The sequence below is a fragment of the Sorangium sp. So ce887 genome (genome assembly GCF_051521455.1).
GTDB lineage: Bacteria > Myxococcota_A > Polyangia > Polyangiales > Polyangiaceae > Sorangium.
Map to the genome: position 1 here is coordinate 6,721,644 of NZ_CP150354.1, position 19,339 is coordinate 6,740,982.

A 19,339-nucleotide genomic window follows, 5' to 3' on the forward strand; every position below is an offset into this window, starting at 1 on the left:
GGCAGCTCGGTCAGCTCGGGCAGCACGGGACGTGCCAATAACGTGCCCATGGCAAAAAGCGCACGCGGCAGGCGTTCTCACCACCACCGCTGCTGATCCGCTGCTTCCCGGGCAGCAACGGATCAGCAGCGCTGCTGGCCAGGGCGCAGGATAGACATCGAGACAACTGGCGCCATCGCCGCGAGCCAGAGAACGACATCGCACGAGGCAAGTGTGCTTGCCAAGCCGAGGCGAGCAGAGTAAGAGTCGATCGCGAGATGCGCCCGCGGCTGCGCAGGCGACCCTCCTTGACGTTGGCCGCGGCTCCAAACGCGACAGCGAGGGTTTTCTCCGGAAGGACTACCGGGTCATCGCGCTCGCTCCCGCGGCGGCGAGGGTCGAAGCCACCCGTCGGCGCTGTGGCGCGCGGGTCGTGCGCGCTACAGCGCTCCTGGTCGCCCATCCGATGATCCGCCCGCCCGCCAAACGTTCAGCAAGCTGAGCAAGAGGAAGCGATGTCACGAGCTACAGTCACGTTGAAGACCCGGGACGGTCAGACCGAAGCGTCCGTCTTCCGCCCCGACGCTGGTAAGGGTCCCTGGCCCGCGGTGCTTGTGTACCAGGATGGCCGCGGCATTCGGCCCGCTCTCTTCGAGCTGGGGGAGCGCATCGCGCAGGGCGGCTACTTCGTCCTGTTGCCCGATCTGTTTTACCGCGGCGGCCCTTATCAGGCGCCGGACGCCGAGACCTTCACGCGCGACCCGGAATTTCGTAAGCAGTGGCAGCAAAAATACATCGCCACGGCCACCAAGGCCAACGTGCGCTCGGACACGGAGGCGTTCCTCGCCTTCCTGGCAGCCGAGCCCGATGTCCGCTCCCTGTCGATTGGCACCACCGGCTACTGCATGGGAGGCGGGTTGTCGCTGTCGGCCGCCGGCCATTTTCCCGACCGTGTGATCGCGGCTGCGTCTTACCACGGCGGCAACCTGGCGACCGACGACCCGGAGAGCCCGCACCTCCTGGCGCTGCGCATTCGAGCGCGCGTCTATGTCGCGGGCGCCGTCGAGGACGCGTCGTTCCCGGACCAGCAGAAGCAACGCCTGAGCGACGCCTTCGAGCAGGCCGGCGTACAGCACACGGTCGAGACGTATGCAGGCGCGAAGCATGGCTGGGTCCCCTCGGATTCAGCGGTGTACAACAAGGCCGCGTCCGAGCGCCACTACCAGACGTTGCTCGCGCTGTTCGACGCGACGCTCAAGGCGGCGGCTCCGAAGAGCTGAAGAAGAGGAGAACCATGACGGATTTACCCACTCGCCTGCTCGGACGCACCGGCGTCCGCGTCACCACGCTCGGCTTCGGCGCCATGGAGCTGCGAGGCGCCCCGCGCGGCCCGGAGCTCTCGGATCAGGAGGCGGAGCGCATCCTGAACGACGTGCTGGACACCGGGATCAACTTCATCGACACCTCCATCGATTACGGTCGCAGCGAGGAGCTCATCGGGCGCCACATCTCGCACCGCCGGAGCGAATACTTCCTGGCTTCGAAATGTGGCTGCGTCGTCGGCGGGGCCCAGGGTGAGCATGTGCACACGGCACAGAACATCCGGCACGGCGTGGAGAACAGCCTGCGCCTCCTGAAGACGGACCACCTCGACCTGGTGCAGTTTCACCGGAGCCTCACCCGGCGAGAGTTCGAGCAGGACGGCGCGCTGCAAGAGGCGCTGAAGCTCAAGAGCGAGGGCAAGGTTCGTTTCCTCGGCGTCTCGGGCACGCTGCCCAACCTGGTGGAGCAGATCGAGATCGGCGTCTTCGACGCCTTCCAGATCCCGTACTCGGCGCTGCAGCGCGAGCACGAGGACGTGATCAGCAAGGCCGCTGAGGCCGGTGCGGGCACCATCATCCGCGGCGGCGTCGCGCGCGGCGCGCCCACCGATTGGCAGCGTACGAACTATATGCTGCCGGGCACCACCATGCAGGACCGCTGGGAGCGGGCCGGGCTCGACGAGCTGCTCGACGGCCTGAGCCGGATCGAGTTCACCCTGCGCTTCACGCTCTCGCACCCGGGCCTGAGCACCACCATCGTCGGGACCCGGAACCCGCAGCACCTGCGCGACAACCTGACGTTCGCAAAGAAGGGCCCCTTGCCGAGCGAGGTGGTCGCCGAGGCGAAGCGGCGCTTGAGCCAGGCGGGGTCGGCGCCGGAGCCCGTGCCCGCGGCGGCCGCACGCGCGCCCAGCGCGGCGCAGGTCTCCGCGACGATCCGGCCCTGAGGAGCCGCGCTGGACAGCGACCCTCCCGCCGTGGCGGGAGGGTGCTCGGCAGCTTGCTGCGGCCGCCGTGAAGGACGGGACGATCTACGTCATTGAGGGCGAGGGCAACGACGTCGCGGAGGCGTTCAGGCCCTGAGCGGGCGCGTGGCTCATCGCCTTCTGTCCGCGCGAGCCTGGCCCTCTCGCCGGGAGATCAGGACGGTCATCAGTTCGCGGCAAAGCAATAGACGCGGCCGTTGCCGCCTCCGGGGGCGGTGTCGGCGCAGCTGCCGCTCGAGTGCACCGAATTCCACGGCCGGTACATGTCGGCCATGCTTTGGTTGGGGCCCGTCCCGTCGGAATGCCCGACCCAGGCGGTCTGGCCCGCGTCCTCGGAGGTCCAGTCCGCGCACGTCTGGCCGGCCTTCAGGGTGCCGTTCCGGTCGGTGCCGGTGAGGATATCGTGCTGGTTCGGCGTGGGGGAGCCCGGCCACTGACCAGGCACCATCTCGCCCTTCTCGTCGAGGAACACGGTGTGATCACCGAACCTCGAGTGCAGCTCCTCGATGTTCGCGGCCACCATCGCGAGATTCGCGTTGTACCAGGGGCCGGCGCCGATCCGGTCCTTGGCGTGCACCGGCTCGTCGTTCGGGCCCTTCTCGACGCTGAGGTAGGCGCGCCATGTCTTCGCTCCGGCGCCGACCGCTTCGGCCAGCTCCTGGCACCGGCTGTCCGCTCCGGCGAGCCCGCCCAGGTTCGCGGTCGGGCTCCCGGTGCTCGACACGAAGAAGCTGAGCGATGGCCCCGTGTCGCTGCCGCCGCTGCCACCCGTGCCGCTGGCGCCGCCCGCGCCGCCGCTGCCACCCGTGCCGCCATCGCTGCCGCCTGTGCCGCCGCCGCCGCTGCCACTGGTGGCGGTGCTGCCGCTGGTGGTGCCGCCACTGGTGGCGGTGCTGCCGCTGGTGGTGCCGGCGCTACCGCCGCTCTCCTCGTCACCGCAGCCGGCGATGGCGAGCGAGAAGCCGAGGCCGAGCAAGATGCCGAGGTTGCGAAGATTCTCTGAGCGTGATCGTTTCATGGAAGACTCCCGAACAAGGTTCCGCAGTGGGCGCGCAGGATAGCCCACTTGCTGGATCGAGAGCGGCAGATCGTTCTCGTGGGTGCCTTGACACGATAAAATTCCATCGAAGCAAGCAGGATCCCCTGCGCCGGGGGACGACCTATCCTCTGGGTGTCGAGGTCCTGTCGAGGAATTCGCGCACGTCCTGCGGGAACTCGCGGTGAAACGCCTCGCGATCGAAGCCGGCGGGGTCGCTGGCGGGCAAGAAGCCCGGGGTCCGCATCTGGGGAGGAAACGGGCTCAAGAAGGAGAAATGACCTGCATTCTCGACGATCTTGAGCGTGACCTGAGCCCGGTCGGGAATGAGGTCGAGCACGAGCTGCCCTTGCCATCTCGGCGTCATGCGGTCGTGCTCCGCGACGATCAAGAGGATGGGCACCGTGACGTCCTGCAAGGAGTCGTTGAGGCCGAACCAGCCCGTCGCGGGCGCCATCAGGACCAGCGCCTTCACGCGCGGGTCCTTCGTGACCTCGACCCGCTGCCCCGGCCCTGCCCAGGGCTTCCCGCCCGCAACGGCGAGCGCGGTGTAGCCCCCCATGGAGTGCCCGATGACCGCGATGTCATCGCCCCGCAGGTGCGGCCCGATCTCCGCGTCGGAGCAGGCGGCATCCACCGTGAGGCGGACATGCCGGGGTCGATCCCGGAGGTTCTCGACCGTCTCTGACAGGGATCGATCATTGCGATTGTCCCCAGGGTGCTCGGGCATCGCGACGACGTATCCGCTCCGCGCGAGGTGGGAAGCGATCGTCCGGTACACGAGGGGTGAGCTGCCGCTGCCGTGCGAGAGGACCACGAGGCGCAGCGGGCCCCCGTCGACGGGGGCGTTCGGGGCGATTTCGAGCGAGTAAGGACCCATCGCGACGACCTGGGCAGGGACGCGCGTCGGATACATCAGCAGAACAGGGAACGAGAGGTCCTTCGTCTCGTCTCGCACGACGAGGCTGCGGCTGCCCACGAATCGATTCATGTTGGTTTCTCCGGAGGTCATCTGGGTGAGCGGAAGGCCACGGGAGGTGGCCTTCTACTGGAGCGGGAGGAAGATGTCGGTGACGCCCTCGTGATCGGGCACCTCCGGGAAGAAGCGCACCCGCTGCAGAAAGAGCGGGAAATCCCGCGGCGCCGCTCCGCTCGCGGGGAGCCAGGTCGCGTACAGGTGCCTCACGGCCTGGAAGAGCGTGTCATCGCCCCCGATGTGCCGCAGCACGGCGCAGCGGCCGCCGGGGATCGTCTTCTCGACGACGCCGAACGGGTTCTCTGACACGGGGCGATGGATGGCCGCGCAGAGGTCGATGCGGTAGGCCTCCGGCGGGGTATCGGCCGGGTCGTCGTGGAGGATATTGAAGGTCGCGCTGCCCCTCGGCGACAGCCTGTTCTCCTTGCGCCACCCGATGAACCGCCGCACCGATTCCAGGATGAGCTTCGGGTCGCCCCGGTGCTCGAGGGCGGCGACGCGCGTCTCCTCGAAGCGCGCGATCTTCACGTCTCCGGCACGATCGTCGGCCTGCAGGGGCAACGTCCTCGCCTCTCTCAGGCGCTCGTGGGTCGCATGCCACGAGTCCCACCGGGGCTGCTCTCGAAACTCGGACGGGGTCTGACCGAAGGCCTTCTTGAAGGCGCGGGAGAACGCTTCGGGGCTCTCGTATCCGCTCGCCATCGCGATGTCGATGATCCGGGCTCGATCCTGGAGGGCGAGCCGGTACGACGCGTGTCGCAGGCGGACGAGCTTCACGTACTGGTGGACGCCTATGCCGAAGAGCTCGGAGAACTGCCGGAGAAAGTGGTACTTCGAGAACGCGGCGACGCCGCTCAGCCGCTCGAGCGTCAAGTCCTCGTCCAGGTGCGCGTCGATGTGCTCGAGCACCCTGCGGAACCGGACGAAGCAGGCGTTCGCGGTGGCCTCGGTCAAGGGGGTGTCCTCCACGGCGAGCGACAGGGTAGCGAGGGGCTGCCCGTCATGCCTGACCGAAGTTGCTGAGCTTCAGGGCGACCCCGGGCGCGGGCTGCCCGTCCAGCGCAGGTCGGCGAGGATGGGGAGGTGGTCCGAGCCGAGATCCGGGCCGATCCACGCGCGCTCGGTGGTCCAGCCCGGCCCGGCGAGCACGTGGTCGATGCGGATCCCGAACCAGCGCGTCCGCTTCGTCGCGCCGAACCCCAGCCCTGCGCGGGAGAACGCGTTCTCGAAGCCCGCCCAGAAGCGCCGGTAGATGGCGCTGTCGACCGGCATGTTGAGATCGCCGACGATCACGGCCGGATGGGGCGCCTCGTCCACCCATTGCCTCGCGAGCTCGGACTCCCAGGTGCGCAGCGCCATGACGCGGTCGTGCTCCGCTGCCTGCTTCCACAGGCCGTGGATCAGCGCCTCGATCGCGTCGCGGGGCGTCTCCAGGTGCAGGTTGAGGAGGCTGAAGGTGCGCGTCCCGGGCGCCGCTTGCGCGCCGACGTCGGCGCCTGGGCCGGGGGAGCCGGCCCGAGCGCCGGGGGCCGCGCGGTCCGGCAGCGCGATCGCGTAGCGGAGGATGGCGCCGTGGCCGCCTGCACGCCAGACGTCGCGGCGGTCCCTGGACTCGACCTCGAGGAGCGGATACCGGCTCACGAGGCACATCCCACGGTCGACGTGGACGAACCACCCCGGAAAGGCGGCAGTCAGCTCCGGCTCCGGCGTCGCGCACTCCTGCAGCGCGAGCACGTCGGGCCGGGACTCGGCCACGAAGCCCTTGAGTCGCTCCATGCTCATGGCGCGGCTCCCCGTGTTGAACGAGGCGACGCGCAGATCGCCGCGGCCCGTCCCGCCGGCGATCGCCCGGAGCGAGAGGGCGTATCCCAGGATGGGCCCGACCACGATGGCTGACGCCAGCGCCGCCAGGAGGAGGGCACGGCGCTGCAGGAGGAGCGCGGCGGGCACGATCGCGAGCAGAGGGAGAGCGATGAGCCGGCGCGGGCCGAAGAGGAAGAGCGTCGCGGGCCACCACCTGTCGCCAAGGACGGGCAGGGCGAGCCAGATCGCGACGACCACGACGAGGTAGAGCACGGCGCCGGCGAGCACGACGGCCCGGAGCCGGCGCCAGCGCGGCGGGGGCGGCGGAGGGCGCCGGGCGGCAGGCCCTTGCGAAGCGGAGGAGGCTTCTGTGGATGGCTCGCTCTGGCGCATCGATGTCTTTCCGTGGGTGTGCTCGGGTGAACGCTCGCAAGCGCGGTGCTATCCCCGCTTCCGGGCGAGCTGCGCTCGCGGCGCCGGCGCCTTTTTCTTGGCCGGAATCCCCTGCTTCGCCAACGTCGTCTTGGCCGGAATCCCCTGCTTCGCCGCCGCCCCCTTCTTCGCCGCCGTCGTCTTGGCCGGAATCCCCTTCTTCGCCGCCGCCTTCTTCGCCGGAGCCCCCTCGTCCCGCAGCTCCGGCGCCGCGTCGTCCAGCGCCCGCAAGGCCCGCTTCGGCGCCACCGCGCGGTAGCTCTCCTCGATCCACTCGAGCAGCATCGCCTCGGGCACGCGGTCCTTCGGACCGAAGCGCGCTGTCACCCACCCGCTCTTGCCGAGGTTGTACCCGGTCGGCTCCGCAAACGGCAGCATGAGCGCGGCCTCGCCCGACTGCGGGAGCTTGGCGGTGACGACGAGCTTCCCTTCGTGGGTGTTGAGGAAGACGAAGATCTTCCCGCGCACCTTGGCGACGCGATCGCTCCAGGGGAACTCCTCCACCGCCTCGGGATAGGCCAGCGCGGCGTCGCGCAGCCTCGCAAGGAGAGGTGTGAACGTCGCGCCGTCCTTGATCGTGGTCATTCGCCGAGCGTAGGGCGCACGCCGGCCCGCGTAAAGCCGGCGCCGCTCGCCGCCTCGCCCGCGCGCTCAAGGGCTGACTTCCCCGGAGCCCTCAGGTAGGGTGGGCCCCTCAGGAGCTATCCATGTTTTCGCTCGAGAACCGTGTTCAGGAGTATGCCTGGGGCTCGCGGGAGGCCATCGCGACGCTGCTCGGACAGGGACGTTCCGACAAGCCCCAGGCCGAGCTCTGGATGGGCGCCCACCCGGCGGCGTCCTCGTGCATCGAGCTCGACGGGGGCCGCGAGCGCCTGATCGACGCCATCCCCAGGCACGCGGACGCCTTCCTGGGCGGGCCGACGCGCGATCGCTTCGGCGCGCGGCTCCCCTTTCTGCTCAAGGTGCTCGCGGCCGACCAGCCGCTGTCGCTGCAGGCGCATCCGGACGAGGCGCAGGCGCGGCGCGGGTTCGACGCGGAGAACGCGGCCGGTATCCCGGTCGACGCGCCCGAGCGCACCTACCGCGACCCGCACCACAAGCCCGAGCTCCTCTGCGCGCTCACCCCGTTCGACGCGCTCTGCGGCTTCCGGCCGGCCGACGCCCTGCCGGAGGTCTTCGAGCTCCTCGCCGGAGGTCCGGCAGACGCGCTCGTCCCGCGCGGCGCCGCGCCGGTCGACGCTGCCGCCGTCGCGCGGCTCTTCCAGGGCCTCCTCGCGCTCGACCCGGCGGCGCGGCGGGAGCTCGTCTCCTCGGTGGTCGAGGCGTGCCGGGCGCGCGCGCAGGCGGGCGGCTGGCTCGCGCGGGCCTCGGGCTGGGCGCTCCGCCTGCACGAGCTCTACCCGGGCGACGTCGGCGTCGTGATCGCGCTCCTGCTCAACGATGTGCACCTCGAACCGGGCGAGGCGCTGTACCTACCGCCGCGCCGGCTGCACGCCTACGTGCAGGGGGTCGGGATCGAGATCATGGCGAGCTCCGACAACGTGCTCCGCGGCGGGCTCACGCCCAAGCACGTCAACGTCGACGAGCTCGTGCGCGTCCTCGACTTCTCCCCGTGGCGCGTCGAGCCGGTCGCGCCGCGCCGGGCCGGCGCAGAGTCGTTTTACGACACGCCCGCGCCGGAGTTCCGGCTCTCCCGCATCGAGCTCGACGCCGTGTCCACCTGGAGGACGGACGACCGGCGCGGCCCGGAGATCGTGCTGTGCACCCGGGGACACGCGTTGCTGACCGATGCGCGCGGCGTCGCCCGCGACCTCCGCCAGGGCGGATCCATCTTCGTCCCGTTCGCCTCCGGGGGCTACGCCATCGAGGGAGACGGCCAGTTCTTCCGCGCCACCGTCGGCCTCTGAGGCCCAATCGAACGGCGCCCCCCGCGCCGCCGGCTCCCCTGACGCTGCTCCTGAAAACAGAGCATCGAAGATGCGCGGAGCTATCATCCCTTCTCCCCTCTGTGCCTCTGTTCCTCTGTGGCTCACTCTCTTCCTCTTCTCATGAAACCACGGAGCCGCGTCGGCGCAACGCACTACCCGAGAGCGTCCTCCATCCGCACGCGCACGAGCCGCACGCCGGAGGGCAGCCGGAGCAGCGTATCGCACCACTCCGAGCCCCCGAAGCGATAGCGGATCTGCACGCCGAGCGCCGTCCCGTCGCCGAGCGCGCGGCGGGCGAGGGCGAGCTCGTCGCCCCCGCTACCGGCCCGCGGGAGGTCTCCGGCGCGGGCCGTCGCGCCCGCCTTGAGCGACACCGAGACGAGCTCCGCGGCCCCCACGATGTCGAGGAAGAGCTGTTCGAGGGTCGCCTCGTCGAGCACCGCCTCCTGCAAGGGCGGCAGCGGGATCTCGGGACCGATCTCCGTCTCAAGCATGGCGTGGAGCTCCCTGCGGCAAGGCGCGCGGAACGACGGTAAAGCCGCGCACCGGCGCGGGACAGACCTCGACGCAGCGGCCGCAGCCGGTGCACCTGTCCTCATCGAGCTTCGGCCGCCCGAGCTCCATCACGAGCGCGCCCTCGGCAGGACAGCGCTCCACGCACACCGAGCAGAACGACTCGAGCGCGATGCAGGCGTGCGGCAAGAGCCGCAGGACAGCGCCTGGCGGCAGCGCGCCCTCGGCCCCTCCCCGGCGCCATGGCGGCGGCGAGGGCTGCTCGGCAGCGCCGGCGCGGGGCGCGGGGACCTCGGCCGGCGCGGAGATCCCGAAGGCGGGAATCGTCTCCCCCGTGACGGCCCCGGCGCCGACCCGCTGCGCATAGAACGCGTCGAGCGAGAAGGCCGCCGCCGGCGCCGGCGCGAAGGCCGCCGCCCGCGCGGGCGCGAAGGCCGCCGCCGGTGCCCGGGTCGACCCCCGCGGCGCCTCGGGTCCCGGCGAGAAGATCCGGAGCAGATCCCGCCGGCGCATCTTCGGCCGCTCGGCGCTCATGGCCTGTCCGCTCCCATGCTCGGCGGCGGCCACGCCGAGAGCGGCCTGGGCGCGCGCTGATCCAGCTCGGCCGAAGGCGCGTGACACTGGGTGCAGCTCTGCCGGTAAGGGTGGGTCGAGCGCAGGCCGAGGGCGCCATGGACACCGTGGCAGCTCGCGCACTCCGAGCGCATCAAGGTCGGGTGCGGGATCGTCGGTGGCGCGCCCTCGTAGGCGCGCGCGCCTCGCCGCGGCGAGGCCAGGCCCGCGAAGCTGTTGTCGGGCGCCGGCGGCGTCTCCGCGAGCGGCCTCGGGTCGTCCCCGACGACATGGCACTGCGTGCAGCTCTCGTAGCGCCGGTGGCTCATCCTGGGCGCGGTGAGGTTTGCGACGCGCAGCCCGTTCTCGTGGCACGACAGGCAATCCGGCGCGCCGAGCTGCTCGATGCGGTGCGGGATCGTCGGCGGCGCGCCATCGTAGGCGCGGCGGGAGGCGCGCCGCTCGAGCGCCGCCTCGCGGTCGGCCTCGGATGGCTCCACGCGCGCGTAGAGGCCGGCGTGCGCCGCCTCCAGCCGGGAGAAGGCGCCCTCGTACAGGCTCGCGTTCGGGCCGTGCGCGCGCTCGCGCATGTCGGTATAGCTGCGCGCCTCGACGCTCGCGGCGGGCGGCGGCGAATCGCCGCGCAGCGCCGCCACCCCCTCATCCGTGCCGCGGACTCCCGAGAAGAAGCCCGCCGCCGTGATGGCGACGACCGCCGCGAGGCCGACGTGCAGGCTGCGGGCGCTCCTCATCGCGCCTCTCCCTGCGTGCCCTGCGGCTTGCGCCGGATCCGGACCGCGCACTTCTTGTAATCCGGCTGCTTCGAGAGCGGATCGTGGGCCTCCAGCGTCGCGCGGTTCACCATCACCGTCTCATCGAAGAAGGGGACGAACACCGTGCCCGGCGCGGGCGCGCCGCGGCCCTCGATCCAGACCGGCAGCTCGAGCGCGCCGCGCCGGCTCTCCAGGATCACGACCTCGCCGTCGGCGACGCCGAGCTTCCGCGCGTCCTCGCGGTTCATCTCGAGGTACGACTGCGGCATCGCCCGCTGGAGCTGGGGTATCCGCATGGTGAGCGAGCCCGTGTGCCAGTGCTCGAGCACGCGGCCCGTGCACAGCCAGAAGGGATAGTCGGCGTCGGGCGACTCGGGCGGCGGCTCGTAGGGGTGGAACCAGACGAGCGCCCGGTCGTCCCTCGTGACCGAGTGGTAGAACTGGATCTCGCCCCCCGTGACATAGGGATCGTCGAACTTCGAGAAGCGGAACCGCGTCTCCCGCCACGAGCCGTCGGGCTGCTCGACCACGGGCCAGCGCAGGCCCCGCGCCTTGACGTACTCGCGGTAAGGCGCGAGGTCCTTGTGCTTGAAGCGGGTGAACTTGCGGTACTCCTCGAAGAGGTGCTCGTCGACGTTGACGTCGTAATAGTGCCTGTGGTCCCAGGCCGGCACCTCCTTGCCGTCCTTCCGGATGTCGAACAGGAAACGCCCGTCCTTGTCCTTCATCCCGGCGAAGCCCATGTCGTGGAGCTTGCGGGCCACAGCGATGATCTGCCATCCGTCGTCCCGCGCCTCGCCCGGCGGATTGACCATCTTGAACCACTGCTGCGTGCGCCGCTCGGAGTTGCCGAACATCCCGTTCTTCTCGACCCACATGGCCGAGGGCAGGACGAGATCCGCGGCGCGCACCGTGGCCGTCGGGTAGACGTCGGACACGATGAGGAACTTGCCCGGGATCTTGCGGCTCGGGTCGAAGAGCTCGTTCGTGTTCGGCAGCGACTGGCCCGGATTGGTCACCATCACCCAGACGGTGTCGATGTCGCCCCCCTGCTCCTTCGGGGTCGAGAAGCGCTTCCAGAGCTCGACCGCGTGGTAGCCGGGCTTCGGGTTGATCCGCCCCTCGGGCAGGTTCCAGAGGTGCTCCGCCTTCTGCCGGTGCTCGCCGTTCGTGACGACGAGGCCGCCGGGGAGCCCGTTGGCCACGGTGCCGACCTCGCGCACGGTGCCGCAGGCCGACGGCTGGCCCGTCAGGCTGGTCGGGGCGTCGCCGGGCTTGCCAAAATGCCCGCTGAGCAGGTGCACGCCGTGCACCAGATCGTTGATCGCGGTGCCGCGGGTGTGCTGGTTCATCCCCATGCACCAGAGGCTCGTGATCCGCAGGTCGCGGCGCCCGAAGAGATCCGCCAGCATCCGGATGTCCTTCGCGGCGACGCCCGAGAGCGCCTCCACCCGCTCCGGCGTGTACTCGGCGAGCGCCTTCCGGTACTCCTCGAAGGTCATCGGCCGTCCGTCGAGGGTCGGGTGCTCGGTCCGCTGGCGGAAGTTGCAGAACTTCTCGACGAACGCCCGGTCGAACGTCCCGCGCTCGACGAGCAGGTGCGCGATGCCGTTCGCGATCGCGAGATCGGTGTTCGGCTTGAAGTACAGCGTGTGCTGGCAGAAGGCCGAGGTGCGCGTGCGCCGCGTCGTCAGATCGATGAGCAGCACCTGCTCGCCCCTCGAGCGCCGGTCGACGACGCGCGAGAAGAGCACGGGGTGCATCTCGGCGGGGTTGTTCCCCCACATGAGGAGGACATCGCACATGTCCAGGTCCTCGTAGCAGCCGGCCGGCTCGTCCACGCCGTAGGTCGAGAGGAACCCTGTCACCGCCGACGCCATGCAGAGGCGCGCGTTCGGGTCGATCTGGTTGTTCCCGAGCCCCGCCTTCACGAGCTTGTTCGCGGCGTACCCCTCGGGGATCGTCCACTGGCCGCTGCCGTACAGCGCGAAGCCGGCCGGGTTCTGCATCGCGCGCCTGGCGATGATCTCGATCGCCTCGTCCCAGCCGATCGGCTCGAGCTTGCCGTTCTTGCGGAGCAGCGGCCTCGTGAGCCGATCTCTGCCGTAGAGGGCGAGGCCGACATGATACCCCTTCACGCAGAGAAGGCCCTTGTTGACGTCCGCGCTCTGGTCGCCCGCGACAGCGACCACGCGGCCCCCCTTCACGCCCACCTGCACGTGGCAGCCGGTGCCGCAGAACCTGCACGGCGCCTTGTTCCACACCACATCGGCGGTGACGGGCGCCGCCTCGGCGGCGGCGGCGACCGCGTCCTTGCCCAGCGCGAGCCGGCTCGCGGCCACGGTCGCCGTGCCCATCGCGGAGTACTTCAGGAATTCACGGCGCTCCATCACTCCTCCAGATCCGAGAAGTCGACCGACACCAGATCGACGAAGTCCACGCCGTCAATGAGGAGCACCCGCTCCAGGAGCTCTGCGCCCGCGAGCAGCGACGCTGTCTCGGCGACCGCGGGCAGCCTGGAGCCGGACGGTGGACCCAGCGAGAGCGCGGCCTCTCCGGCGAGCGAGCGACACGCGCGCTCTCGCGCGCTGGGTTCATCGGCAAGGGTGATGACAAGAGCACTGATGGGCATGGCGCTTCCGTCCGCGCTCGCAAGGCCTGGGCCACGCGGGAGCGCCGCTGGAAGACCGGCGGATTGCACCTTGCGCACCGCGGCTCACCGGAGGCCCACGGCGCCCGGAGACCGGGCCTCACGCAAACCGTGCGTCCACACGCGCGCCCTGCACCCCGCCCGGGTCGCGGGCCCCGGCGCCGCCCCGGACGCGCGCGATGGCACGTGACGTGCGATGGGGACGGCGCCGTGCACTCCTCTCTTCATCATCGACCCGGGGCCGCCGCGATTCTGGGCCTCCTGTGCCTGGCCCACGCGGCCGGCTGCACGGATCGCGACCAGCCGCTGGAGCTGCGCCCCGCGCTCGACGCGACGCCGGTCGCCTCCGCGACCATCCATCGCCCTGACAAGCTCTCCGGCGTCCCTACCGACAAGCGGGACTCCCTCGGCCGGCCGATCCGCGCGGCGTGCGTCACGTGCCACTCGCTGCGCCGGCCGGAGGCGCTGCCGGCCTCGGCGACGGCGCTCGACGAGTTCCACGTCGGGCTGCGGTTCGAGCACGGCGAGCTGAGCTGCGCCTCGTGCCACGTGATCGGCGACCAGGACACGCTGCGCAAGGCCGACGGCGCGCTCGTCCCGATGCGCGACGCCATGCAGCTCTGCGCGCAGTGCCATGGCCCGCAGTTCCGCGACTACGCGAAGGGGGCGCACGGCGGCATGAGCGGCAGCTACGCGGGCGGCGCGCGGGTGCGCAACCACTGCGTCGACTGCCACGATCCACACGTGCCGGCGTTCCAGCCATCGACGCCCGTCCTGCCCCCGCGCGACCGCTTCGTGGGGAATCACGGCACCGGAGAAGGAGCCCACCGATGACCCAGCCGTCGAGGCGCGTCGCGCTCAAGGTGCTCGGAGGCACGCTCGGCGCCTCCGCCTTCGCTCACGCGATGGAGCCGCTGCGCGCGTGGAGCAAGGATCTCTCGCTCGATCAGTTCCTGCAGCGCCATTACAAGGAGCTCACCCGGGACGAGATCGGCGAGGTCATCCACCGCCTCGAGCAGCAGACGCGCGAGGAGTACGGCCGCGAGGTGACGATCCGCGACGTCCGCCCGCAGGAAGGGGTGCAGTTCGGCTACGCGCTCAGCCTGAGCGTGTGCATCGGCTGCCGCAAGTGCGTCGAGGCCTGCCACGTGGAGAACAACCACGATCGGCGCACGAACAACTCCTACATCCGCGTGCTCGAGATGGAGCAGGGCAGCTTCGACATGGAGAAGGGCAACGCGACGTACGAGCACGCGGTCCCCGCGAAGGGCAAGTACTACCTCCCCGTGCAGTGCCAGCAGTGCGACAACGCGCCGTGCGTGAAGGTCTGCCCTGTCCAGGCGACCTGGAAGGAGCCCGACGGCATCGTCGCCGTCGACTACGACTGGTGCATCGGCTGCCGCTACTGCGAGGCCGCCTGCCCCTACCACGCGCGACGCTTCAACTGGACCAAGCCCGAGATACCGGCCGACGAGATCAACCCGGACCAGGGCTACCTGTCGAACCGCATCAGGCCCCAGGGCGTGGTGGAAAAGTGCACCTTCTGCCTCCACCGGACGCGCGAGGGCCGGATGCCAGCCTGTCTCGAGGCCTGCCCCACGGGCGCGCGCGTCTTCGGCAACCTCCTGGATCCGGGGAGCGAGCTCCGCTGGGTGCTCGAGAACAAGCGGATCTTCGTCCTCAAGGAGGAGCTCGGCACGCGGCCGCGCTTCTTCTACTTCTTCGACGTCTGAGCGAGCGGAGCCACGATGCGCAAGGACACGCACGCCATCACCTACCCGCGCTTCCTGCTCCGGGTCATCGGCCAGAGCTTCGAGGGCTCGTGGCGCTTCTATCTCTGGATGACCGTGCTCACGGCGATCGCCCTCGTCGGCGCGAACGCCTGGGCGCACCAGCTCGCCGAGGGCATGCAGGTCACCGGCATGAGCGACCACGTCTCGTGGGGCCTTTACATCGCGAACTTCACCTTCGGCGTGGGGCTCGCGGCGGGCGCCGTGATGATGGTGATCCCGGCGTATCTCTACGACGACCACGAGATGCACGACGTCGTGATCCTGGGCGAGCTGCTCGCGATCGCCGCCATCGTCGTGTGCCTCCTGTTCATCGTGGCCGACATGGGGCGCCCCGACAGGTTCTGGCACATCCTGCCCGGGATCGGCCGGTTCAACTGGCCGATCTCGATGCTGACCTGGGACGTCATCGTCCTCAACGGCTACCTGCTCATCAACCTGCACATCTCGGGCTACCTCATCTACACGAGGTATCTCGGCAGGAAGCCGGACAGGAGGTGGTACCTGCCGTTCGTGTTCCTGTCGATCGGCTGGGCGGTCTCGATCCACACGGTGACGGCGTTCCTCTACTCGGGCCTCGGCGGCCGGCCGTTCTGGAACTCGGCCCTGCTCGCCCCCCGCTTCATCGCCTCGGCCTTCATCACGGGCCCCGCCTTCGTGATCCTGCTGCTCCAGCTCGTCGCCCGGCTGACCCGGTTCCGCGTGGGCGACGGGCCGATCCGCACGCTCACCTCCGTGCTCCGCGTGACCGTGCTGCTCAACCTGTTCATGCTGGGCTCGGAGCTCTTCACGTCGCTCTACACCGGAGGCACGCACGGCGCCGCGGTGACCTACCTGTTCTTCGGCCTGCACGGCAAGGCCGCGCTCGTGCCGTGGATCTGGTCGGCCGTCGCGCTGAACGTGGCCTCCGCGGCGATCCTGCACCTGCCGGCGAGCCGCAGGAGCCGGGCCTGGCTCGACGCCGCCTGCGTCGCCGCCTTCGCCGGCGTCTGGATCGAGAAGGGCATGGGCCTCATCATCCCGGGCTTCGTGCCGAGCACCCTGCACGAGCTCGTCGAGTATGCGCCCTCGATGGCCGAGTGGAAGATCACGGCGGGCATCTGGGCCGTGGGGCTCATGGTGCTCACGATCGCGATCAAGGTCGCGCTGACGGTGCTCACCGGCGAGCTCTCGGTCGAGCCGCGCGGGCGAGCGGGCAGAGCAGGTACAGCCGAGAGAGCAGGGGAGCCCGCCGCAGCGGAAGGCTCATGACGAGGTGGCGCGCGCCTGCGCCGCCCGCCGGGGGCTCGCGCCGTCCGCCGGGGCGCCTGCCGGCTCGCCGCACGGGGGCGCTTGCCGGTCCGCCGGGGCGCGCGCGAGCGACCCGGCGGCGGCGCGCCACGTCGCGAGGACGCGCCGCTTCAGCACGCGGAGCTCGTGCGCGGCGAGCTCCGCGGCGCGGCGGGCGCTGTCGTTCACCGAGGGTCGCGCGGCCCGGAGCTCGATGAGCGGCCGCGCCGACAGCGAGAGGGCCAGCTTGTACTGGCAGGGGCTGTCCAGGAAATCGTACTCGCGCCGCCCCTCCTCGATCGCGGCGCGGATGGCGTAGGCGTGGATCACGGTCCCGGGCCGGAGCCCCTTCGGCAGGTCGACCCTGCGCCCGCACTGGTAGAAGTAGAGCTTGTTGTTCCAGACGAGGTTGTAGAGCGCCGCGATGGGCTCGCCGCGCGCCGACAGCCACGCGAGGTCGAGGGCGCCGCGCTCGAACATCGCGGGCATCACCTCGTCGTGGAACTCGCGAAAGCGCCGCGAGGCGAACACGCCCGCGCGCCCCTCGGCCGACCACCGCTCGGCGTGCAGGCGGACCAGGATCGCCCGCGCCTGCGCGAGCTCCTCCCGCGTCCTCGCCCGCTCGAGCGTCAGCGCGCCGCCCGCCCACGCTTCGAGGTCGCGCATCGAGCGACGCACGAGGTAGCGGCGCGACGTGGAGAGCGCGCCAAGGTACGCCTCCCAGCTGGACGGCAGCGGGATGTACGGTGAGACGTCGGTGACCTCGATCCGCGCGTCGATGCCGTGCTGCCGGAGCTCACGCGCGAGGAGCACGGCGAGCGCGCCGTCGGTGCGCAGGGCCGGCATGACGAGCTCGTCCCAGGCGCCGAGCGCTGCGCCCGTGAGCGCGCCGGCGAGCGCGCGCGCGACGTCGGCCTCGGCGCCCCGCTCGGCGATCACACCGAGGTTGCAGGAGCAGATCTCGTCGGCCTGGTCCTCCCCCGAGGCGAGGAGCTCCAGCCGGCGGAACGGGATGCCGCTGCGGTGCCGGCAGCGGCGCTCGAGCAGCGGCGCGAGGCCGACCAGGCGGGGCCCATCGAAGAAGAGCGCGGCGCGCAGCGAGCGGCCCGGCGCCCCGAACACGCGCCACCAGGCGAGCGTCCAGTCCGGCGTGACCATCGGCTCGTTCAAGCCGCTCCGCCTCATCAGATCTTCCCACGCCCCGCGCATCGCGCAGAGCTCGGCGAACTCCGTCACCAGATGAAACCGCAACATCTCCCCTCCCCTCCGGACAACCCCGCTCCCGCTCCCGTGTCCGCCGCCCCGCCCGGGCCCTCCTCGCAGCGGCGCGGCGGCGGCATCGCTCCCCTTCAGCGCCATCGCGGCCGCAGGTGGGCGAGCGCCCCCCGCGCCGCGCCGAGGCGCGTGCCCAGCCACGTCATTCGATATCCCCCCTCGTCGGCGCGCCGCTCGGCGCGCTCGTGCTCATAAGGGACCCGGTGAAATGAGATCTCCTGCCGCCACGAGTCGAAGACGGCGAAATCCGCGAGCTTCTCGCTCCTCCGGGCCGCGTCGACCGAGCCGGGGTTGATGAAGAAGCGCTGGCGCCCGCGGCCCAGCGCGACGCGCTCGCCTGTCGGCCGCGCCGTCGCGACCCCCGCCTCGACCTCGTAGAGCGCCTGGACATGGGTGTGCCCGAAGAAACAGATACGCCCGCTCGGCTCGCGCTCGCGGAGGAGCACCGCGTTCTCCTCGATGTGGACGGGGCTCACCATGTACTGGCAGACATCGGCGACGCCGCCGTGAACGAGGACGATCTCGCCCTCGATGACGCGCCGCTTGGGCAGCAGCGCGAGCGCCCGCTTGCTGTCCGCGGAGAGCGCGCTGCGCGTGCGCCGGAGCGCGAAGGCCGCCTTGGCGCCGCAGCGCTCGACGCCCAGCCGCCCGATCGCGATGAGGTCGTGGTTGCCCGCGATCGCGAGGACCGGCGGCCGCGCGAGCAGGCGCACGCACGCGTCCGAGTCGGCGTTGTACCCGACGATATCCCCGAGGCAGATCAGGCGATCCACGCCCCGCTCCGCAAGGAACGCCTGGACTGCCGAGAGGGCCTCGATGTTACCGTGAACGTCCGCGATGATCCCGTAGAGCATGGCGCGCCACCTTTCGTGTGAGGAATGAGCTGACCCATCGCGCAAAGGGCCTCGGGTCGTCCCAGGCGAAGGCGTCATAGAGGGTGTGCGCCCCCGCGACCGAGCCGATCCAGGCCGCGAGGGGCGCGTCGCTGCGCTGCTCCCGGAACGCGCGATAGACGCGGTAGACGTCGAGCCAGCGGTGGCCCGGGGCGGCGCGCGGCGGCGCGGCCGGGCGGCGGCCCAGGGCCAGGTAGTCGTACGCGACGCGCGGCAGGTTGACGCCCGCCGCGGCGCCCACGTGGTTCCAGAGGGTGTACCGGGCGTTGACCTCGAGGGTGTAGAGCGCGCCGCTCCTCGCGTCGCGCACGAGGTCGATCTTGAAGGGCCCCTTGAGCCCGAGCTTCCCGGCGACCTCGCGCCCGACCCCGGCGACCGCCTCGTCGCCCGTGACCTCGACGATCGCGCTCTCGCCGGCGAAGGCCGGGTAGGTGCGGAGCTTGCGCCCGCAGAACCACGCGAGCAGCTCCCCCCGCTCGTCCGCGAACCCGTGGAACGACACGAGATCGACGACGGCGCACGCGATGTGCTCCTGGACGATCAGATCCTGCTCGAGGCGCGCGAAGTGCGGGTGCGCGAGGAGCTCGGCGCGCGTGCTGAAGAGGCGCGCCTTGCCCGCGCCGCCGAGGAGCTCGTGCTGGATCTCGGCCCAGGCGGACTTGCGGCGCGGCTTCACGAGGAGCGGCTCGCGCAGGCCCGCGAGATCGGCGCCCCGCCGCAGCGTGCGCGGCGCGAGGATGCCTCTCGCCTCGCAGAGGCCGTAAAACTCCTCCTTGTCGAGCAGAGACCAGCACACGTCCTCCTCGTTGAGGAGGAAGAGGAAGTGCTGCGCCAGCGCTCTCCGGTGGCGGTAGATGAGCTCGAGCTGCGGGTCGGTGCCGTAGAACAGCGGGGTCCTGCGTCCGAGGGCCGCATGGAGCCGCTCCCCGAGGCGCAGGAGGACCGCCGCGGACGCGTCCCGGTTCGCCTCCTCGAAGCCGGGAACGAGGCAGGCGGCGCTCACGTGACGCGAGAACAGGACCTCGTCGGCCGGGTCCGTCGTCGCCACGATCACCGGGGTCCCGACCATCCCGTGAGGCCGGACCAGGGTGATGTCTCCGAGCACGAGCGCCGGGGGGCGCTCGGGGGAGAAGCGGGTAACGTCGATGTCTCCTCGGTCCAT

The 19,339-nt window shown here is 70.9% G+C and carries 19 protein-coding genes; 6 read left to right on the forward strand and 13 right to left on the reverse strand.

The genetic code is table 11. From position 1 onward, the window contains the following. The first annotated feature begins 494 nt into the window (after positions 1-494). Entirely contained in the window at positions 495-1,259 is a 765-nt protein-coding gene (locus tag WMF36_RS24770) for a dienelactone hydrolase family protein (RefSeq protein ID WP_437573212.1), read from the forward strand. 14 nt (positions 1,260-1,273) lie between these two features. Beyond that, complete coding sequence (locus tag WMF36_RS24775) at positions 1,274-2,248, forward strand: aldo/keto reductase (RefSeq protein ID WP_437573213.1); 975 nt, start codon at positions 1,274-1,276, stop codon at positions 2,246-2,248. Positions 2,249-2,453: 205 nt separating this feature from the next. Here WMF36_RS24775 and WMF36_RS24780 read toward each other — a convergent pair whose 3' ends face one another. From WMF36_RS24780 to WMF36_RS24800, 5 genes are all read right to left on the reverse strand, one after another. Then, a complete protein-coding gene (locus WMF36_RS24780) occupies positions 2,454-3,305 on the reverse strand; it encodes a hypothetical protein (protein ID WP_437573214.1) in 852 nt (283 codons plus the stop codon). A gap of 142 nt (positions 3,306-3,447) precedes the next feature. Beyond that, positions 3,448-4,314 (reverse strand): alpha/beta hydrolase family protein, encoded by an 867-nt coding sequence (locus WMF36_RS24785; RefSeq protein WP_437573215.1) that lies wholly within the window; start codon positions 4,312-4,314, stop codon positions 3,448-3,450. Positions 4,315-4,368: 54 nt separating this feature from the next. Continuing rightward, on the reverse strand, positions 4,369-5,253 hold the full coding sequence (locus tag WMF36_RS24790) for an AraC family transcriptional regulator (protein ID WP_437573216.1): 885 nt from the start codon (positions 5,251-5,253) through the stop codon (positions 4,369-4,371). Positions 5,254-5,325: 72 nt separating this feature from the next. Continuing rightward, complete coding sequence (locus WMF36_RS24795; RefSeq protein WP_437573217.1) at positions 5,326-6,390, reverse strand: endonuclease/exonuclease/phosphatase family protein; 1,065 nt, start codon at positions 6,388-6,390, stop codon at positions 5,326-5,328. Positions 6,391-6,543: 153 nt separating this feature from the next. After that, positions 6,544-7,119, reverse strand: a complete 576-nt coding sequence (locus WMF36_RS24800) for an MmcQ/YjbR family DNA-binding protein (RefSeq protein WP_437573218.1) — start codon at positions 7,117-7,119, stop codon at positions 6,544-6,546. 122 nt (positions 7,120-7,241) lie between these two features. Here WMF36_RS24800 and manA point away from each other — a divergent pair, with 122 nt between their 5' ends. Beyond that, positions 7,242-8,441 carry a mannose-6-phosphate isomerase, class I gene (gene manA / locus WMF36_RS24805; protein WP_437573219.1) on the forward strand — a complete coding sequence of 400 codons (1,200 nt, stop codon included), beginning with the start codon at positions 7,242-7,244 and terminating at the stop codon, positions 8,439-8,441. Positions 8,442-8,614: 173 nt separating this feature from the next. Here the strand turns inward: manA and WMF36_RS24810 are convergent, their stop codons facing one another. The 5 genes from WMF36_RS24810 to WMF36_RS24830 are packed head-to-tail and all read right to left on the reverse strand — an operon-like array spanning position 8,615 to position 12,932. Beyond that, positions 8,615-8,956 carry a hypothetical protein gene (locus tag WMF36_RS24810; protein ID WP_437573220.1) on the reverse strand — a complete coding sequence of 114 codons (342 nt, stop codon included), beginning with the start codon at positions 8,954-8,956 and terminating at the stop codon, positions 8,615-8,617. Further along, complete coding sequence (locus tag WMF36_RS24815) at positions 8,949-9,509, reverse strand: 4Fe-4S dicluster domain-containing protein (protein ID WP_437573221.1); 561 nt, start codon at positions 9,507-9,509, stop codon at positions 8,949-8,951. Before WMF36_RS24815 ends, WMF36_RS24810 begins: the two co-directional genes overlap by 8 nt. Next, positions 9,506-10,279, reverse strand: a complete 774-nt coding sequence (locus WMF36_RS24820; protein ID WP_437573222.1) for a nitrate reductase cytochrome c-type subunit — start codon at positions 10,277-10,279, stop codon at positions 9,506-9,508. Before WMF36_RS24820 ends, WMF36_RS24815 begins: the two co-directional genes overlap by 4 nt. Continuing rightward, positions 10,276-12,690, reverse strand: coding sequence for a molybdopterin-dependent oxidoreductase (locus tag WMF36_RS24825; RefSeq protein WP_437573223.1), 2,415 nt, complete (start codon positions 12,688-12,690; stop codon positions 10,276-10,278). Before WMF36_RS24825 ends, WMF36_RS24820 begins: the two co-directional genes overlap by 4 nt. Continuing rightward, a complete protein-coding gene (locus tag WMF36_RS24830) occupies positions 12,690-12,932 on the reverse strand; it encodes a hypothetical protein (RefSeq protein WP_437573224.1) in 243 nt (80 codons plus the stop codon). The genes WMF36_RS24825 and WMF36_RS24830 overlap by 1 nt, the downstream gene beginning before the upstream one ends. Before the next feature lie 228 nt (positions 12,933-13,160). On the opposite strand from WMF36_RS24830, the gene WMF36_RS24835 reads away from it, so the two are divergent. The 3 genes from WMF36_RS24835 to dsrP are packed head-to-tail and all read left to right on the forward strand — an operon-like array spanning position 13,161 to position 15,991. Continuing rightward, entirely contained in the window at positions 13,161-13,784 is a 624-nt protein-coding gene (locus WMF36_RS24835; protein ID WP_437573225.1) for a hypothetical protein, read from the forward strand. After that, positions 13,781-14,683 (forward strand): 4Fe-4S dicluster domain-containing protein, encoded by a 903-nt coding sequence (locus WMF36_RS24840; RefSeq protein WP_437573226.1) that lies wholly within the window; start codon positions 13,781-13,783, stop codon positions 14,681-14,683. The genes WMF36_RS24835 and WMF36_RS24840 overlap by 4 nt, the downstream gene beginning before the upstream one ends. A gap of 15 nt (positions 14,684-14,698) precedes the next feature. Further along, positions 14,699-15,991: a sulfate reduction electron transfer complex DsrMKJOP subunit DsrP gene (gene dsrP, locus WMF36_RS24845; RefSeq protein ID WP_437573227.1), complete on the forward strand. Its 1,293-nt coding sequence runs from the start codon at positions 14,699-14,701 to the stop codon at positions 15,989-15,991. Here dsrP and WMF36_RS24850 read toward each other — a convergent pair. From WMF36_RS24850 to WMF36_RS24860, 3 genes are all read right to left on the reverse strand, one after another. After that, positions 15,986-17,263, reverse strand: coding sequence for a GNAT family N-acetyltransferase (locus WMF36_RS24850; protein ID WP_437573228.1), 1,278 nt, complete (start codon positions 17,261-17,263; stop codon positions 15,986-15,988). The genes dsrP and WMF36_RS24850 overlap by 6 nt on opposite strands. A 95-nt stretch (positions 17,264-17,358) precedes the next feature. Further along, positions 17,359-18,138: a metallophosphoesterase family protein gene (locus tag WMF36_RS24855; RefSeq protein WP_437573229.1), complete on the reverse strand. Its 780-nt coding sequence runs from the start codon at positions 18,136-18,138 to the stop codon at positions 17,359-17,361. Continuing rightward, on the reverse strand, positions 18,104-19,339 hold the full coding sequence (locus WMF36_RS24860) for a carboxylate--amine ligase (protein ID WP_437573230.1): 1,236 nt from the start codon (positions 19,337-19,339) through the stop codon (positions 18,104-18,106). Before WMF36_RS24860 ends, WMF36_RS24855 begins: the two co-directional genes overlap by 35 nt.

Coding starts and splice junctions, on each gene's coding strand:
- WMF36_RS24770 (WP_437573212.1), top strand. CDS start 495: ATGTCACGAGCTACAGTCACGTTGAAGACCCGGGACGGTCAGACCGAA.
- WMF36_RS24775 (WP_437573213.1), top strand. CDS start 1,274: ATGACGGATTTACCCACTCGCCTGCTCGGACGCACCGGCGTCCGCGTC.
- WMF36_RS24780 (WP_437573214.1), bottom strand. CDS start 3,305: ATGAAACGATCACGCTCAGAGAATCTTCGCAACCTCGGCATCTTGCTC.
- WMF36_RS24785 (WP_437573215.1), bottom strand. CDS start 4,314: ATGAATCGATTCGTGGGCAGCCGCAGCCTCGTCGTGCGAGACGAGACG.
- WMF36_RS24800 (WP_437573218.1), bottom strand. CDS start 7,119: ATGACCACGATCAAGGACGGCGCGACGTTCACACCTCTCCTTGCGAGG.
- manA (WP_437573219.1), top strand. CDS start 7,242: ATGTTTTCGCTCGAGAACCGTGTTCAGGAGTATGCCTGGGGCTCGCGG.
- WMF36_RS24810 (WP_437573220.1), bottom strand. CDS start 8,956: ATGCTTGAGACGGAGATCGGTCCCGAGATCCCGCTGCCGCCCTTGCAG.
- WMF36_RS24815 (WP_437573221.1), bottom strand. CDS start 9,509: ATGAGCGCCGAGCGGCCGAAGATGCGCCGGCGGGATCTGCTCCGGATC.
- WMF36_RS24820 (WP_437573222.1), bottom strand. CDS start 10,279: ATGAGGAGCGCCCGCAGCCTGCACGTCGGCCTCGCGGCGGTCGTCGCC.
- WMF36_RS24825 (WP_437573223.1), bottom strand. CDS start 12,690: ATGGAGCGCCGTGAATTCCTGAAGTACTCCGCGATGGGCACGGCGACC.
- WMF36_RS24830 (WP_437573224.1), bottom strand. CDS start 12,932: ATGCCCATCAGTGCTCTTGTCATCACCCTTGCCGATGAACCCAGCGCG.
- WMF36_RS24840 (WP_437573226.1), top strand. CDS start 13,781: ATGACCCAGCCGTCGAGGCGCGTCGCGCTCAAGGTGCTCGGAGGCACG.
- dsrP (WP_437573227.1), top strand. CDS start 14,699: ATGCGCAAGGACACGCACGCCATCACCTACCCGCGCTTCCTGCTCCGG.
- WMF36_RS24850 (WP_437573228.1), bottom strand. CDS start 17,263: ATGTTGCGGTTTCATCTGGTGACGGAGTTCGCCGAGCTCTGCGCGATG.
- WMF36_RS24855 (WP_437573229.1), bottom strand. CDS start 18,138: ATGCTCTACGGGATCATCGCGGACGTTCACGGTAACATCGAGGCCCTC.
- WMF36_RS24860 (WP_437573230.1), bottom strand. CDS start 19,339: ATGGACCGAGGAGACATCGACGTTACCCGCTTCTCCCCCGAGCGCCCC.